Origin of the sequence: Oligoflexus sp. (genome assembly GCF_035638955.1) — a bacterium.
Lineage (GTDB): Bacteria > Bdellovibrionota_B > Oligoflexia > Oligoflexales > Oligoflexaceae > Oligoflexus.
Map to the genome: position 1 here is coordinate 18,187 of NZ_DASQYZ010000368.1, position 16,165 is coordinate 34,351.

Annotated in this window: 14 protein-coding genes; 8 read left to right on the forward strand and 6 right to left on the reverse strand. The window is 53.1% G+C overall.

Annotation, left to right across the window (positions count from 1 at the left end):
- Positions 1-6: 6 nt before the first annotated feature.
- Positions 7-3,387 (forward strand): response regulator, encoded by a 3,381-nt coding sequence (locus tag VE954_RS32180; protein ID WP_324960742.1) that lies wholly within the window; start codon positions 7-9, stop codon positions 3,385-3,387.
- On the opposite strand, the gene VE954_RS32185 is transcribed toward VE954_RS32180, so the two are convergent.
- A complete protein-coding gene (locus tag VE954_RS32185) occupies positions 3,388-4,281 on the reverse strand; it encodes a LysR family transcriptional regulator (protein WP_324960743.1) in 894 nt (297 codons plus the stop codon). It lies immediately after the preceding gene.
- Between the two features lie 142 nt (positions 4,282-4,423).
- Here VE954_RS32185 and VE954_RS32190 point away from each other — a divergent pair, with 142 nt between their 5' ends.
- The 3 genes from VE954_RS32190 (at position 4,424) to VE954_RS32200 (ending at position 7,069) form a co-directional block, all read left to right on the forward strand.
- Positions 4,424-5,086: a pirin family protein gene (locus VE954_RS32190; RefSeq protein ID WP_324960745.1), complete on the forward strand. Its 663-nt coding sequence runs from the start codon at positions 4,424-4,426 to the stop codon at positions 5,084-5,086.
- Positions 5,087-5,395: 309 nt separating this feature from the next.
- Positions 5,396-6,223: a hypothetical protein gene (locus VE954_RS32195; RefSeq protein WP_324960747.1), complete on the forward strand. Its 828-nt coding sequence runs from the start codon at positions 5,396-5,398 to the stop codon at positions 6,221-6,223.
- A 27-nt stretch (positions 6,224-6,250) separates the two neighbouring features.
- Entirely contained in the window at positions 6,251-7,069 is an 819-nt protein-coding gene (locus VE954_RS32200) for a hypothetical protein (protein ID WP_324960749.1), read from the forward strand.
- Between the two features lie 75 nt (positions 7,070-7,144).
- On the opposite strand, the gene VE954_RS32205 is transcribed toward VE954_RS32200, so the two are convergent.
- The 5 genes from VE954_RS32205 to VE954_RS32225 all read right to left on the reverse strand — a co-directional run bounded on the left by VE954_RS32205 (position 7,145) and on the right by VE954_RS32225 (position 12,876).
- Complete coding sequence (locus VE954_RS32205) at positions 7,145-8,770, reverse strand: MFS transporter (protein WP_324960751.1); 1,626 nt, start codon at positions 8,768-8,770, stop codon at positions 7,145-7,147.
- The gene (locus tag VE954_RS32210) at positions 8,771-10,615 is read right to left on the reverse strand and encodes an amidohydrolase (protein ID WP_324960753.1); all 1,845 of its coding nucleotides are present in this window, start codon (positions 10,613-10,615) and stop codon (positions 8,771-8,773) included.
- 14 nt (positions 10,616-10,629) lie between these two features.
- Complete coding sequence (locus VE954_RS32215) at positions 10,630-11,283, reverse strand: hydrolase (protein WP_324960755.1); 654 nt, start codon at positions 11,281-11,283, stop codon at positions 10,630-10,632.
- A 115-nt stretch (positions 11,284-11,398) separates the two neighbouring features.
- The gene (locus VE954_RS32220; protein WP_324960757.1) at positions 11,399-12,049 is read right to left on the reverse strand and encodes a transporter substrate-binding domain-containing protein; all 651 of its coding nucleotides are present in this window, start codon (positions 12,047-12,049) and stop codon (positions 11,399-11,401) included.
- A gap of 152 nt (positions 12,050-12,201) precedes the next feature.
- Positions 12,202-12,876: a DUF4360 domain-containing protein gene (locus tag VE954_RS32225; protein WP_324960759.1), complete on the reverse strand. Its 675-nt coding sequence runs from the start codon at positions 12,874-12,876 to the stop codon at positions 12,202-12,204.
- Between the two features lie 238 nt (positions 12,877-13,114).
- Between VE954_RS32225 and VE954_RS32230 the strand changes: the two genes are divergently transcribed.
- The 4 genes from VE954_RS32230 (at position 13,115) to VE954_RS32245 (ending at position 15,944) form a co-directional block, all read left to right on the forward strand.
- A complete protein-coding gene (locus VE954_RS32230; RefSeq protein ID WP_324960761.1) occupies positions 13,115-13,783 on the forward strand; it encodes a sterol desaturase family protein in 669 nt (222 codons plus the stop codon).
- 201 nt (positions 13,784-13,984) lie between these two features.
- On the forward strand, positions 13,985-15,187 hold the full coding sequence (locus VE954_RS32235; protein WP_349263851.1) for a SufS family cysteine desulfurase: 1,203 nt from the start codon (positions 13,985-13,987) through the stop codon (positions 15,185-15,187).
- 8 nt (positions 15,188-15,195) lie between these two features.
- On the forward strand, positions 15,196-15,636 hold the full coding sequence (locus tag VE954_RS32240; RefSeq protein ID WP_324960766.1) for an iron-sulfur cluster assembly scaffold protein: 441 nt from the start codon (positions 15,196-15,198) through the stop codon (positions 15,634-15,636).
- Entirely contained in the window at positions 15,633-15,944 is a 312-nt protein-coding gene (locus VE954_RS32245; protein WP_324960768.1) for a Rieske (2Fe-2S) protein, read from the forward strand. Before VE954_RS32240 ends, VE954_RS32245 begins: the two co-directional genes overlap by 4 nt.
- Positions 15,945-16,165 lie beyond the last annotated feature (221 nt).

Sequence of the window (16,165 nt, forward strand, 5' to 3'; positions counted from 1 at the left end):
AGGTTCGTGGTTAGGGTTTTCCTTTATTATGTCGTGCTGTTTTTGGTGGTGGGGAGCTCGCGTCTCCTGGCCGCTGAAACAACTGTCATAAAAATGGGAGATAACACACAATCCAGCCTCGTGGCCCCTTCCAGTTATGTTCTGGTCGATCCTTCGGCAACGATGGGATTTACTGAGGTGGAGACGGCATGGGAAGAAGGACGGTTCCGCCGCGAGACCCAGGATCTGCCCAACTACGGTTTTCAGCCATCGGCCTTCTGGTATCGATTTTCCGTGCATAACACCAGTCGGCACCAAAAGGTCTGGTATTTTGGTCTGGAGAATTCCGTCGTCAATTCCATGGATGTCTATTCCAAAGGTCTGGGCGGTGCCTGGATCCATACTCAATCGGGATCGCTGGTCGAATTCGCCAGGCGCGATATCAAAAATCGATATTTCTATTTGAAATTTACCTTTGCGCCCAATGAAACCCGCGATTTCTATGTCCGCTTCCATACCCAGGGATCGGCTGAATTTCAGATGTATCTGCGCGGTCTTGATGATATCTATCGTATGGAACATGATACGCAGTTCTATCTGGGAGCCACTCTGGGTCTCCTCTTGATTTTGGCTGCGTATTATATACTCCTGGCCTGGCATTCGCGGCAAAGCGATCTTTTCATGCACGGTTTTTTTCTGCTGTCCTTCTTTATCTTTCGCATGTCCGTTATGGGGTTTGGGTACGAGTACCTGTGGCCTGGCTCGCCGGTGTGGAACCGCATTATCGTGTCCACTTCGGTCCCGCTGGTTTTCCTGATGGCCTTATGCAATGCCTACTTCTTTCTGCCGATGCAGGACTATCCTCGCTTGCGCATGATCGTGCGGCTTTTTCTGCTGGCCAACTTCAGCCTTCTGATCACAGCCCCCTTTCTGCCCTATAAAGCCATCAAGTTCCACGTGATCGTGGGCATTATCACCACGCTCCTGATTATCCTATCGTCGCTTTATTCCCATCTTGGTGGTTTTCGACCGGCACGGTTTTTTGTGTACGCGTGGTCAGGTTTGCTTATCAGCGCTTTTATGCTGGGCTTGCAAAAATTGGGGCTGATACCGGTATCGTTTTTTTCAACCTATGGTGCCGAAGTCGCGACAGTGGCTTTGGTTGTGCTGCTTTCACTCGGTGTGAGTGACAAGATCAACGCGGTAAACAAGGCTTTGCACCGAGCTCAAGCAGATGCACTGGAAACGCAGATCGAAACCAACCGCTTGCAGCTGGTCGCGCAGCAGGCCGATCAACGCGCTTTGGCTGAACAGCTGCGACTGAATACTTTGAAGGATCAGTTTTTAGCCAATACATCGCATGAGCTGCGGACACCTTTGAACGGGGTGATGGGGATGGCCGAAGCCATCCTGCTACGAAAAAATCTGAATGAACGCGATCAGGATGACCTGCGGTCCATTCTTGATGCATCCCAGAGATTGACGCGCCTCGTCGGTGATATTCTGGATTTTTCTGCTTTGCAGGATGGTGCCCTCGATATGGGGCTGGTGGATCTGAATGCAGAAAAAATGATGCGCGAGACCCTGGGTCAGTTGAAAGGCCTTGTGCAGGATAAAAAGATCGACTTCCAGCTGCTCTTCCCGGGTGATGGAACTTGGGTTGAAGCCAATGCCGATCATATGGCTAAGGTTTTCGATGCGATCCTATCCAATGCGATCAAATTTACGGAAGCCGGCCTGATTTCCATCCATGGGCGCATCCTGGATGACACCGTGGAAATCGCCATCGCCGATCGCGGGATTGGGATCGCCCCCGAAAAGTTGCGCAACATTGAGGCCGCGTTTGAACAGGGCGATGGACGCACCACGCGCAAGCAGGGGGGAACGGGCCTGGGCCTGGCTTTTGCCAGCCGTCTTATGAAGGCTCAGTCGGGCAGTTTGAAGGTGCATTCCCAATTGGGTGTGGGCACAACGGTTATTATGAGTTTTAAAAAGGGCGTGAAAGAGGCGGAAGCTCTGGACACACCAGCTGCGAATCCATCCCATGTCGTGCCCCTGCTGCTTCCAGAATCCACGCCGCAGGCCTTGGCCGTCGGCCAGTCGTCGCGCGCGGCTTATTCCAAGAGTCAGTCGAGATCTTCATCGGTGATACCGATGACCAAGCCTCTCACGTTTTTAACCCAGGTCAAAGACAAGCCCTTGCCCCGTATCCTCGTCGTGGATGATGATGCCCTGAACCTTCGCGTGCTGCGCAGTCATCTGGCGCATCGGCAATTCCAGGTGGAATTTGCCAAGAGCGGATCGGAAGCTCTGGACAAGGTCAGGGAGCAGGGCCGGGTGGATTTAATTCTGCTCGACGTCATGATGCCCGGCATGAGTGGTTACGACGTGTGCCGCGAACTGCGCAAGACTTTTGAACCGAGCGAGCTGCCTATTCTGATGCTGACTGCGAAAAACCAGGCCCAGGATATTGTGGATGGATTTGAGGCGGGAGCCAACGATTACATCCAAAAGCCATTCAATCACACCGAGCTGCATGCCCGCATTGATCTGCATTTGAAACTCGGGCTCACGACCCAGGCGATGAAGCGCTTTGTGCCTGAGGATTTTATTCGTCTTCTGGGTCATGAACATTTTGCGGATGTGTCCCTGGGCGATGCCGCGGAACGCAGGCTGACCATTATTTTTGCTGATATCCGTGGCTTCACGAAAGCTGTGGAGTTCATGCAAACGCCGGAAGTGTTCCGTTATCTCAATAACTGTTTTGCGGTTTTGGGTCCCGAGATCCGTAAAGCGGGTGGTTTCATCGATAAATATATCGGTGATGCAATCATGGCTCTCTTTCCCAGTGACCCCGATGATGCGATTCGCTCCGCAGTCGCCATGAACGAGGGCCTGAAGGCTTTGAATCAGGATTTTTGGTTGGGAACCGGCATCCATATCGGTCCCACCATGCTTGGTACGCTCGGCGAATCCGAGCGTTTCGAGGCCACGGCTCTTTCGGATGCAGTGAATGTGACCTCGCGCCTGGAGGGGTTAACCAAGCTTCTGGATACGCGTGTGCTGGTGTCCAAAGACTGCAGGGATGCCATGAAGCGAGCCGAGGACTGGCGTTGGCGCGACCTGGGTGATGTCCTGATCCGCGGTCGTGACCAGGCCATTCATCTTTATGAGTTGGTCGATGTCGATCCGCACAAGGATGCCTTGATTCCTATGATCCAGGAGTTCGAACAGGGCGTCAAAGCCTTCAAAGAAGGGCAGTTCAAGCAGGCCATGCTCCATTTTCAGCATGTCCTGCGCGAAGTGCCAGGCGATGGCCCCTCACGTTTTTACGTTAAAAAAGCTGAGTTTCTGATCGATCACCCCCAGGCTTTTCATGGTGTCCTGGACGTGAGTGATGTCCGCTGATCATGGAGCTTCTCCGGCCATGGTCTGAAGTTTCGTCCAAACTGCTCGCGCGACCGGCCCCATGGGCACGAGCTTGCTTCTCATCACGTGCAGGTCAAGGACAAACCCAGCGGAAACCGAGTTCGGGATTGCCGTCAAAGTTTTCGACTTGAGGCCGGCTGATGCTTCATGTCCAGCCAGTCGTCCCCAGCCGAAGCCTTCCTCAATTAAGCGTCGCTTCAACGAGTGATCCGTTACGTAACATCGCTTGCCTCCATCGAGGAGACCCAGGCCATCGCGTTTGGCAGGATGGCAGAGGTCGCCATGGGACGCGACGATGATCTGGGGCTGCTCCTGTAACCATGCAGCCGTGAGAGGGTCTGCCGAGGTAACCCGTGAGCTTGCAATCACTGGAATCATATCGACACGTTCGATAGGAAACGATTCCATATCATCCTCATCATCCACTTTCGGGGTCACAGCAAAGCAGGCCTCTCCCTTCCGCACCAGATCGGTTCCAACATTAATGATCTCGGAACGCAGGATCAGCTCCGTGGCTTTCATGTCGCTGAGACATTCGCTAAAGATGGTTCGAACGGCTTCAAACCTGGCCACAGGATCGATGATAACCGTCAAGCTTGGCTCGGCCTTGTTGAGTCCCAGCTCCTTGCCAATGACTTCCAGCCGTCGGAAGGACAACAGCGTCTGTTTTGCTGATTCGTAAAAGACACGCCCGGCATCGGTCAGCTTGGGGCGATATTCTTCGCGACTGAAGAGGATAAGTTCGAACTCATTCTCGAGCTTCTTGATGCTTACACTGAGCGTCGGCTGGGTCCGGTTGAGAGCCTTCGCTGCCGCTTTGAAGCTGCCCTTTTCTACTATCATTTCCAAAGCTTCCAACTGATCAAAAGTCATGCAGCACCTTTCCTCGATCAATGTATTGATGCAGTCTATCGAGTAGGTAGATATTATATAATTTATTTGCATCGTCAAGAGACGATAAGATCCTTGTCACAGGCGCTGGAAAACCTTGGTTGGCGCCCGCTAAGGAGGCACTATGTTGGCTATTAGACGCTCAGATGAACGTGGATTAGGGAATCATGGCTGGCTCAAGTCGCGCCACACCTTTTCATTCGCCCATTACTTCGACCCTGAGCACATGAACTTCGGACCTTTGCGGGTCATCAATGAAGATCGTATTGCAGGTGGATCCGGATTTGGACGTCATCCGCACCGTGACATGGAAATCATATCGTACGTCGTCAAAGGATCTCTGGAGCACCAGGACACCATGGGCAATAAAACGGTCATTCGTCCTGGCGAAGTTCAAAAGATGAGCGCCGGACATGGTGTCACGCATTCCGAGATGAATCACGAAGCCGATGACGAGACCCATTTTTTTCAGATCTGGATCATGCCGGACAAGAAGGGTATCGAGCCTTCGTATGGTCAAAAGTCTTTTGCTCACGAACTCGAAAAAGAGCCTTTGGTGTTGGCCGCATCATCCGATGGTCGCAACGGCTCGATTCCGATTCAGCAGGACGCGGATATGTATCTTGCCAGGTTGCGGCCTCATGCCAGCCTCCACTTCGGTGTCCGTCCAGGCCGTGGGGTCTGGGTGCAGGTTGTGAAAGGTTCGATTGGACTTGGTAAGGACGAGCTTCGGGCAGGAGACGGAGCTGCCTTGACCGATAAAGAAGTTCTGGAAATCGTCGGGTAGACAGAAGCCGAGGTCATCCTGTTCGATCTGCCACCGGTTTGAAACACCACTGGCATCGCTCTGTCGATAGGCATGACACTCGTTGCTGGTCGGGTTGTCTCCTACCGCCAAAGTCACAGAGAAGACTGGACCTTGCATGGTAGCCAGAGCTCGCCCTGGACTCGCTCTGCTACATTTTGACACCGAAGTCAGAGTCTGAGAACGAAATCGCATCTCTCCCATTTGAAAGTCTAACTTATAGCGGTTATATGAGTCGCTTGGCTGCGACGGTTTTCAGTCGCTCCGGTTTTAGATATTAGGGAGACAAGAGTGTTTTATAGCAAGAGTCAAATCGCAAGCGTTATGAGCGTCAGCCTGCTTCTTCTAGGAACAGCCTGCGGCGACATCAAGAGCGACAAGCCGGAAAAGGTTCGCGAAGTCGTGATCACCGAGTACGTGGAAGTCGACAGTCCTGAACTGCTGTCGCGCGTTGAAACCCTGCAAGCAGAGATTGATACGCTGCGCGAGCAGCTGGAGGAGGAAAAGGGTACCCGCACGGAGCTGGAGCGCAAACTCGCCGAAGCGGAGAAGGCCCTCACCGACGCCAAGGCTGAAATTCGCTCGTGTGCAGAGAAGCAAGCGGCTCTCGTTAAAGCGAAGGCTGATTTGGAAGCTGAGCTCGCGCGATTGCGTAATGCATCTGAACAAGAGATCCAGGCGTTGAAAGATAAGCTTGCTTCTACGCAGAAGGATCTGGACGCAGCTCAGGCTAAGGTCCAACGCCTTAATGCAGAAGTCCACGCCCTGCAAAACAAAATCTTCGTCATCAAAGTCAACATTTCCGATGTCCAGGTCAGCTCGCAGTTGGTCGCGTGCGACGGCAAGGCAAAACTGATTTTGCAAAAGGATAATATCCTGATTCAGGCGCGGGAGGCAGAGCAGCAAGTGACTGATGCTGGCTTCTTTGGAATTGAAGAGAATGGACAGACCGTTTGCACGCTTCGAGTCGTCAGCTTCACCTTGGGCGCGGGCGTTTCGGACGGCAAGGCTGCCGACGCCACGAAGTCGGTCCTTGGCGTTTGCCAGGATCAGGCCTGTAAGGAGATCGTCACCGCTTTCGGTGTGATCACAGACCAAGGCACGTCACATAAAGAATAATTACCGATAGGCAAAGGCATAGCATCCATGAAACGAATCAGTACATTCTTAGCTCTTGCAATCAGCCCAGGCGCAGCTCTTTACGCGACCGAGGCGAAGCTTTCCACATCCCGCTGCGTCATCGATTTTCCCTTTGACAGCGCCGTGCCTAACAAGGCTCAGGTTGAAGCGTGTATCACCGAGGTGCGCACGCTCGCTCAGGTGCCTGAGCAGGTGGTGGTGTTCACGACCTCGTCCTCGTCTGGCGATTCTGATTATAACTATAATCTTTCCAAGCGCCGCGCTCAGGCCGTTCAGGACATCATCGCGAAGGAGTATCCTGGACTGAAGGTTGAGCTCTTCCATGGCGGTGAGAACCCTGAGTTTGGTCAAAAGGCGGTGGTCCTGGCCGCTGTTGGCCGCGAGCCGATCCTGCCTGCCGTGAAGGAAGCGCCGGCTCCAGAAAAGCCGCGTTGGACCCAGCGGATGGAGATCGTTGCTGGTCCCCACACCCTTCGCGACAATCGAGCCCACTATTCTGGACTGGGCGTGGGTTTTGCCGTGCGCCCCACCTTGACCCCTGTGAACCTGGAAGCAGGTTTCCAGGTTATATCCATGAGCGCCGAAGATCACTATGATCAGTACTCGCTGGTTCTGGATGTGGGTCCAGTCTTCAGCTTCGGCTCCCTGGACCTTATGCCTAAAGTCTTGTACCGCGGCCTCTATAATGAAGAGGGCTCACGATCAGGTGACGTTGGCGTGCGCGCCGCAGCGCTTTATCACTTTGGAAGAAACAACGTGGGACTGAGCGTCAGCACGAGCCAGGAAACTCAGGACCTTCTTCTTTCGACCGGTATCAATCTTTAAGTGTCCTCTGACACGGATTGTCCCTGTGGCGATCCGTGTTATGCAGATTGTGCCGCCACTTACGATAGGTCCACCTCATCCCAGTTGAACAGCGGCCCGATGAACGACGCTCGGGCCGCGTTCGTCAATGTGGAAACTTCGAGCCTTGGTATAAATAGCTTCGTCTTCTTTTGTCATGCGTTGATGTTGAAGAAGGTGATCCGCCCAGGTGCTGATCCAGAAAACCTCTTCAAAAAGACCCGGTTCACGAGAATTGCACACGACATTCCAATCGTAGCCCCCGTCCCGCAGGCGAATATTTCGAAGCTCGTACAAAGCGACAAGAAACGGCGCCGTGTGCTGAGGCTGAATATGATAGCTGATGCGAATTTCAATAGGTCCATCCGTCCCTCTAAACTCACTCTCATCGGCTTTTCTCGCAAATGCCTCGGAAGGATTCAGGTCGCGACCTGAGAGCCAGGACAAGGGCCTGATCCTGGTCAACGCAATCTGCAGAATCAAAACAGCTGCTGAAATGATGAGACTGGTGGCCACTGTCGAACGGTCCGCAAGGTAACCCCAGAAGATTCCACTCAGCGCCAAGGCCCCTTGAGTGACCACCAGAAATACGGCAACGGCTCGTGCCTGCACCCATCCCGCCACAGCAATTTGAGCACATAAATTAAACGTTGCCATCATTGCGATCCAACCCACACCGCCGACTGCCAGGGCGATACTCACCACGGACACGGAATCCACCAGCGCCACAATCAAGGTGGATCCAGCAAAGAGTCCCGCACCTGCAGAAAGGATATGATCAATGGAAAGTTTACGGCGTCTCACCTCGCCAAGTAGAAAGACGCCGCCAACTGATCCTGCCCCAACGCAACCAAGAAGAAAGCCGAGGCCTCCTGAGGCAAGTCCCAGGTCGTTGCGCGCTCGCAGAGGCAGCAGGGCCCACAGGGCTCCAGCCGCAAAGAGGGCCGCAAAGCTTCTCAAAAGTACGGCTTTAACACCCGGTGACCGCCATGCATAGATCAAGGAAAGTTTGGAGGCCGCGAGATAACTTTCACGGGGGCGGACAACTGATGGCTGAGCATCGACAGGTCGCCACGACCAGACGATCGCGAACACGAACATGAAGCTGAGAGTATTACAAAAAAATGTTGCGGCTACACTGGATGCGCTGATCAACGCACCCCCAAGCGCTGGTCCCACGGCTCGCGCCAGATTTATCGAAACTCCCGAAAGGGCAATGGCCGCGGCAAGCTGTTCTTTCGGAACGAGTTTCGGAAGAGTTGCTGTCCAGGACGGCATATGAAAGGCGCTGCCCACGCCCATGCAAAACGTCAGGATAAGAAGGAGAGTTGGCGTCAATTGCCCCGTGAACGCGAGCCAGGCGAGAACTCCTGACGAGGCCATAAGCCAGAGCTGAGCCCCAAGAATAATGCTGCGGCGGTCGCGCAGATCGGCAAGGACCCCGGCGAACAGTCCGAACATAAACATAGGCAAGGCGCTTGCGGCCTGGAGCGCGCCAAGCCATGTCGCGGATAGACCGGCGACCGTAAGAAACCATGCGGCGCCGATGCCTTGCATAAAGCCACCGATGTTGGACACTACCGCCGCCAGCCACATCCGACCATAAGGCGAGATGGTCAGCGGCGTCCATGCTGAATCCTGGCTCGCGTGTTTCACAGTCTGTTTTTCAACATGTTGCATCATTTAAAAAGCCCAACACATGCAGCCCATGCTCCAATCCAAGGCGGCTTCCTCGATGGTATGCCGCTCGGTTTTACGAATGGGATGAACGGAGCAGCAGGGCAGCGAGGCCTTGTTGTCAGCCATGGTGCTAAGCCGCGTTGCTTGGCTCTGATACCCGCCGTAGAACTTGATGGGAGACCAGTCGGGCATGGGCGGTGGCAGGTTCGGAGCCTTGTCACTAAACGGGCCGTCGCCGTGGACGATCCTTCCTCCGACCACAGTCATCCAAGATGTAATATCTTTGATAGCATCGCCATCGACCCCGAAATAGTCATCGCTCAGGACGGCGAAGTCGGCGAGCTGGCCATTTTTAATTTGTCCGCGCTTGCCTTCTTCATTGGAGAACCATGTGTTGGAGACGGTCCATAAACGGAGCGCTGTCTCGCGGTCGAGAAGACGAGTATCGGAATAAAGCTTCAGCCCTCCGACCGTCTTACCCGTCACCAGCCATGACAGGCTCATCCATGGATTATAGCTCGCGACCCGGGTCGCATCGGTGCCAGCGCCCACAGGCAGGCCTGCATGCAACATGTCCTTCACAGGTGGTGATCGATCCGCTGCAGCCGCTCCGTATCGTTCCACGAAATATTCGCCCTGATAGGCCATGCGATGCTGGACCGCAATGCCACCTCCTAGTTGTTTGACACGATCGATGCTGGTCATGGAAATGGTTTCGGCGTGATCAAAAAACCAATGCAGGCCATCGAATGGGATGTCGCGATTCACTCGCTCAAAGACCGTAAGGGCTCGCGTGATGGTCTCGTCATAGGTCGCGTGCAAACGGAAGGGCCAGCGCTTTTCAACCAGCAATCGGACAACCTTTTCGAGCTCGTCTTCCATACTCTGAGCCAGATCGGGTCGAGGCTCGCGGAAGTCTTCGAAGTCTGCTGCCGAGAAGACCAGCATCTCGCCGGCTCCATTGTGGCGAAAATAGTCACTGCCTTGCCCAGGCTGGACCATTTCGGTCCAACGCTTGAAGTCGGATAATTCTTCCTTGGGCTTTTGGGTGAAGAGGTTATAAGCAATGCGAAGAGTCAACTCGCCCTTGTTCGCCAGCTGATTGATAACCTCGTAGTCCTCAGGATAATTTTGAAAGCCCCCACCGGCGTCAATCACACCTGTCACTCCAAGTCGGTTGAGCTCACGCATGAAATGTCGAGTCGAGTTCACCTGGTATTCAAACGGGAGCTTAGGGCCCTTGGCCAGCGTTGCATAAAGGATCATGGCGTTGGGCTTGGCGAGAAGCAGTCCCGTGGGGTTGCCTGCTCCGTCCCTTGTGATCTGGCCGCCCGGAGGATCCTTGGTCTCTTTTGTATAACCACAGACACGCAAGGCCGCCCTGTTGAGAAGGGCCCGATCATAGAGATGCAGAATGAAGACCGGCGTCTCCGGTGCTACCCTGTTGATCTCGTCCAGCGTGGGCAGACGCTTCTCTGCAAACTGATGTTCCGTGAAGCCACCTACAACGCGGACCCACTGGGGCGCGGGTGTTCGATCGACCTGCTCCTTGAGCATTCGCATGGCCGTGGACAGCGAGTCTACACCGTCCCAGCGCAGCTCCATGTTATAGTTCAAGCCGCCACCGATCACGTGGATGTGACTGTCGATCAATCCCGGGATGACTCGATGTTTACCTAAATCGACAACCTGCGTCTTCGGTCCTTGATGGACGGAAATATCCTTATCGGACCCAACAGCTAAAATTCGATCGCCTGTGACGGCAAGCGCGGTCGCCTCTGGACGGGATGGGTCAAGCGTCGCGATACGGCCATTCAGGAAAATGGCATCAGCGTAGGTCAGGCTCATTATGTTTTCTCCCTTCAGTGCCCTTCTTTTCCCCCAAACATGGCCTTCGCATACGCAATACCAAGGCCGTACCCGCCGCCATGTTCTTTGGCAATTGTCGTTGTGGCTTCATAGGTATCGCCACGGGCCCAGTCCCGCTGCAGTTCAAGGAGGTAAGTCAGCGATGTGAGCGGCCTCGCACCAGCTTGAACCATACGCTGCACCGCCATCTCATGAGCTTCGGTCGTCACGTCGCCACAGGCATCTGTAAGAACATAGACTTCGAACCCCTGCTCGATCGCACAGAGTGCGGGGTCCGAGATGCAGACAGAGGTCCACAGACCGGCAAGGACAATTCGCGAGCGATTGATGCGATTGATCTCGGCGACAACTTTGTCATCTTCCCAGGCGTTCATCGATGTGCGATCGAAGACGGTCTGCTCGCGATAGACATCGCGAATCTCTGCGAACATAGGCCCAGAGAACGATTTTTCCGCAACGGTTGTAAGGATGGTTGGGACTTTAAAAGTTTTGGCAGCCTTGGCCACGAGCGCGGCATTATTTCGAAGGCTAATAAGGTCGATGGACTTGATGGCAAAGGCCATCTGCGATTGAAAATCAATCATGATGAGAGTGTGGTCGTTGGGGGTTAGCAAATTTCTGGAAGGGGTAACGGTTGCTTTTGTCATGAGCGCTTTCTCCTACATGCTCCTTCATTCACGCCACCGGATCTTAATCCTCCCGCGCAGGAGATAACAGTTCATGTTTTCAATCGACTTGATTAACCGAATCTATCTTTACCCATTACCGTCTCATGGAAAGGAACTTCAAAGCGGCTTCAGAATTTCCAGATGACTCATTCCCGAACAACCAGACATCCTCCACGCCAACCTGAGATTTTATGTCCTCACGCTGGAGGACGACAAAAGCCGATTTTTGATCAAAATTCCTGGCCACGCCGAGTACGCCTTGCACACGCTTGCTGCGATACATCTGTATGGCCTGAGGATATGTATTGGTCCAGGTGATTTTAAGACCTGGACATTTTTGCGTGAGTTTTTTCGCATACAAAACATTTCTGAATGCCGCGAGAGTCATCGAATTAAGATCTTCGCAGCCGCGTACTTCCTTGCGTGCAATGACAACGATAGAAACTGTTTCTATTTTAGTTATTTTTTCAGAAGCAGGAGTGGACGAGTCATGGTCCAAGGATATAAGGAATTGAACCCGGTTGGCCTGCAGCTCGCTGAAGGCTCGGGTGGTCGGCAAAGGTACAATCTCACAGTTGACTTTAGCTTTCTCGCAGTAAGCTTTGGCCATGCTTATGTTGGGAGCCTTGGCATCTGTCCCTGCTCCTCCGATCTGCAGGACGGCGACTTTATATAAGGCATTCGCAGCCACGGGAGAGCCAGGAATAAGTGTAAGTCCAAGAAAGATACTGACGAGCTTTACCATGGGGAAGCCTTTTGCAGTTTCATTGGATTACATCCCATGCCCACCGAATCTGCAAGGCTGGATATTCTTATATTTATGAATTTAATTTATAGCTCGATAGAGTTTGTCTATACAAAGGACAGGTTCAGGCCCCCGTCCTTCAGCTGTCCAACTTACGAACAGCGTCTCCAGGTCAGACCGAAGACCTGGGTGATCTGACCATCGATGGAATCGTTGGTGATGAAACCACGAGCATTCGGATACGCGGTAGTGCTGGCATTGCTGACCCGAATTTTAGTGTTCAGGTTCAACGCACGGCTCACACCGCAGGGTGACCAGACGTTGCTTTCGATGCCAACGCTATCGGAATAAACATAATCGTTTTCAAAGGGACCGGTTGTTACCGAAGCAAAGCGGCTGGTGCGGCCTTGGCCTTCAAACGAATAGTCCACCGAGTGATCGGCTTTGATACCTTCATCGAGTTGCATGAATCCGCGGTAATAGAAGTTCGCGACCGAATATTGCCAGCCTGATGGGATGTGCAGAGTTACAGTGGCAATACAGTTTTTGCGGCCTTGGGCCAGGCTGATCCCAGGACCGGCTTCGGCGAAGAATTCAGAGAAGGTGAGGGTGAAGGCTTGTTTGTCATCAGACACGTTTTGCGCCACGGTGCCGAGCGGACAGCCGGTGCCATTGTATTGAATGTTTTCAATGGTGATCGGATCGGATGGAACCAGCACGGGAATGGAATCCATTGGGTTTTCCGGTGTTCTGTCTTCAGCCAAGGATACAGAGCCGCTGGCGAGCAAAGACAACGCAAGAGCCCAATGACATTTTCCAACGTTCATGAAGAACCTCTTTTTCGAAATGGATGTTTGGAGAAATTTCCTACTGCAGGTATTCCAATGCTTGAGCTTTTTTTCAAGGTAATTGATTGCGATAGGAGGATTTTGGTGTAAATAATCTGTTCTGTCAGCAAAGGAACATACAGCAAGGGTTTGGAGCTGAGATTTACTAAGATGAACTCTGAAAAAATTAGTGTTACATTCACGACGATCGTGCATGGAAAAGTTCAAGGAGGGGAACATGAGTTATCAGATTGAGCAGTATCGGCAGATTTACCGGGACAAGGTGATTCCAGGTTACTATTCAGGCGTTCTGCATTTGACCTTTACGCTGACCACCCTGGTCGTGGCCGCTGCCCTTTTATTCAGTCAAGTGCGACAGCCAACCTGGATGGAACTGCTGTTGATCCCTGTCATGCTTCTGCTCGGTGAGCTGGTGGTGTTTGTCATCCATAAGTTTCCGTTGCATAGGCCCCTGCGTGGTGTGGCGCCCTTCACGTTTAGAATTCATGCCCTGCAGCATCATCGCTTTTTTACGGATGCCTGCGTGACCTGGCGGGATACTCGCGATTTTCACATTATGCTCTTCCCACCCTTGGCCATCATTGGTTACATCGTGGCTGGGGCGCCGCTCCTGTTTGGACTGTTCTGGCTGCTGTTTGGAGTGAATGCGGGATGGATCGGGGCTGGTATGGGAGCGGTTTATTTTCTTCTCTATGAACTGGTGCATTTTTGTTCGCACCTGCCGGAAGATCATTGGGTCATGAGGCTGGGCTGGATGCGCTATCAGCGTGAATTTCATCGGCTTCATCATGATCCCCGGTATATGGACAGCCATAATTTTGGTGTCGTCTATCCGCTCTGGGATTTTGTGTTCAAAACGGCCGTAAAGCCAGTCCGACAGCCGTGAATGTGCCGGAAGAACCCTGGCCCGGCGGGGTTTCCCACCGGGTCGGGGGAGATATGTCGGAATTGCTGCTAAAACCCCGAAAATACTTGACCAAACCACTCAAGAAAACCCATATTTTGCTTGCGACGCCCGGATTGCTTCGCTAAATCAGGGGTCTCAGTCCTAATACCGATCTGGCCTTGCCGCCCGATCTCATCGAGGATGAAGCATTTGAGAGCAGAATTTCCTATATTCGCCGCTCACCCAGGACTCGTGTACCTGGACAGCGCCGCGACCAGTCAAAAACCTCAGATCGTTATCGATCGGATGAACCGATATTATGCGGAAGAGAATGCCAACGTTCACCGCGGCGTTTATGAGCTGTCTGAATCCGCAACCCGCGCTTTCGAAGGTTCCCGAGCTGTGATCGCCGCGGCGATTCACGCCTCGCTGGAAGAGACCATTTTTACCCGCGGTACCACCGAGGCCATCAACCTCGTGGCGCATTCATTGGGTCAGATCGTTTTGAAGCCCGGTGATGAAATCCTTCTGACCATCGCCGAGCATCATTCCAATATCGTACCCTGGCAGCTGGCGGCCGACCGTTTTGGGGCCAAGGTGCGGTTTATTCCTTTGAATCAGGATCGTCGCCTGGATATGCAGGAGGCGGCCCGGATGGTGAACAGCCGCACCAAAATCATGGCGTTTGCGCATATTTCCAATGTCCTGGGCATTGAGCATCCTGTGCGGGAACTGATCGCGCTCGCGAAGAGTGTGGGGGCTGCGACGGTCATTGATGGTGCGCAGGGTATCGCGCATCTGCCGGTGAATGTTCGGGAACTCGATTGCGATTTTTATGCCTTCAGTGGTCATAAGGTGTTCGGACCTACCGGCATCGGCATTCTGTATGGACGCAAGAGTCTCCTGGATCGTATGCCACCTTATATGGGTGGCGGCGATATGATTGAAAAGGTCACAGTCAACGGTTCGACCTGGAACATCCTGCCCAGTAAGTTTGAGGCAGGCACGCCCAATATTGCTGGTGCGGTGGGACTGGGTGCGGCTTTTGAATTTTTGAAGGGGCTCGATCTTGGCAAGACATTGGCGCATGATCGTGCTCTGGGTTTAGGGCTCGTGAACGAGCTGAAGCGGCACTTTCCCAAGGTCCGTTTAATGGTTGAACCAGGTCCTGATTGGATCGGCCTTGTCACCATGTCCCATGAGACGATTCATCCGCATGATCTGGCTGCCATCTGTGATACTGAGCAGGTTTGCATCCGTGCCGGCCATCATTGTGCGCAGCCTTTGATGGAGCTGTTCGGTTTGCCGGCCACAGCGCGTGTGGCGCCCTTTGTCTATAATGATGAAAACGATATGGACCGCTTCGTCGCTGCCTTGCACAAAGCGGAAAAACTTTTCGCTTGAGCGAGCGGATGAAAAAATCACAGGACCCTGAATTCAAAGCGATCATCATTGATCATTATAAACAGCCGCGTTTTTTCGGAAAGCCGGACGCGGTTCGTTTTGCGGCCGAAGAGCACAATCGGACCTGCGGCGATCATGTGGAAGTTTTCTTAACGGACGGCGCAAGCCCCGATCGGCGGAGTTTTCAGTTCACGGGCGCCGGCTGTTCGCTGTCTATTGCGAGTTCATCACTCATGAGCTCGCTCCTCCAGAATGTTTCGATCGAAGACGCTCGTCTTTGCCTGGATCAGTTTCAAAGAGTCAGCAAGGAAGGTGTCGAGCCCAGTGCGGAAGCCGTGTGGCAGATATTTGATGGGCTGCGTGATTATCCTGTGCGCTCGCGCTGCGTGCGCCTGCCATGGCAGGCTTTGGAAAAAATCCTGACCCTTTGGTCCGAGGATAAGTCATGAGTCAATGGGTGAGAGTGGGGGCCTTGCAGGACCTGCCTGAGAATACCATCATTCCTTTTTCACAGCAGGGTACGGATTTCATTTTGATTCGGCGCGGTGATGAGGTGTCGGCTTTTGTCGATCTTTGTTCGCATCAGGAGATCAAACTTTCTGAATTCGGTGAAATCCAGCAGGGTGTTTTGATTTGTCACGCTCATGGCGCTGCGTTCGATTGCGGTGATGGCAAAGATCTCTGCTTTCCCGCGACCTCACCTTTGCAAAGCATAGCCACTCGGATAACCGCGCAGCAGGTTGAGATCCATATCTAGTTTCTATGGGTCATTCCAAAAGCGATCGATGGGATAAATTGCTCAAGCATTTCAGCATCTTACCGTAAGTATAAATTCACTCTCCAGCGTTGCAAATAATAAGTCCAACTTATCGTTCGGACTTAACAGGTGAAATGCGCGCTCATTCAGCTTCGCTCAACTATGGCCGAAAAGGCCTTTGTACCCTTTCACTCATTAGAGGTTGAGGCAAGCCATTCAAT

Coding starts and splice junctions, on each gene's coding strand:
- VE954_RS32185 (WP_324960743.1), bottom strand. CDS start 4,281: ATGACTTTTGATCAGTTGGAAGCTTTGGAAATGATAGTAGAAAAGGGC.
- VE954_RS32190 (WP_324960745.1), top strand. CDS start 4,424: ATGTTGGCTATTAGACGCTCAGATGAACGTGGATTAGGGAATCATGGC.
- VE954_RS32200 (WP_324960749.1), top strand. CDS start 6,251: ATGAAACGAATCAGTACATTCTTAGCTCTTGCAATCAGCCCAGGCGCA.
- VE954_RS32205 (WP_324960751.1), bottom strand. CDS start 8,770: ATGATGCAACATGTTGAAAAACAGACTGTGAAACACGCGAGCCAGGAT.
- VE954_RS32210 (WP_324960753.1), bottom strand. CDS start 10,615: ATGAGCCTGACCTACGCTGATGCCATTTTCCTGAATGGCCGTATCGCG.
- VE954_RS32215 (WP_324960755.1), bottom strand. CDS start 11,283: ATGACAAAAGCAACCGTTACCCCTTCCAGAAATTTGCTAACCCCCAAC.
- VE954_RS32220 (WP_324960757.1), bottom strand. CDS start 12,049: ATGGTAAAGCTCGTCAGTATCTTTCTTGGACTTACACTTATTCCTGGC.
- VE954_RS32225 (WP_324960759.1), bottom strand. CDS start 12,876: ATGAACGTTGGAAAATGTCATTGGGCTCTTGCGTTGTCTTTGCTCGCC.
- VE954_RS32230 (WP_324960761.1), top strand. CDS start 13,115: ATGAGTTATCAGATTGAGCAGTATCGGCAGATTTACCGGGACAAGGTG.
- VE954_RS32235 (WP_349263851.1), top strand. CDS start 13,985: ATGAAGCATTTGAGAGCAGAATTTCCTATATTCGCCGCTCACCCAGGA.
- VE954_RS32240 (WP_324960766.1), top strand. CDS start 15,196: ATGAAAAAATCACAGGACCCTGAATTCAAAGCGATCATCATTGATCAT.
- VE954_RS32245 (WP_324960768.1), top strand. CDS start 15,633: ATGAGTCAATGGGTGAGAGTGGGGGCCTTGCAGGACCTGCCTGAGAAT.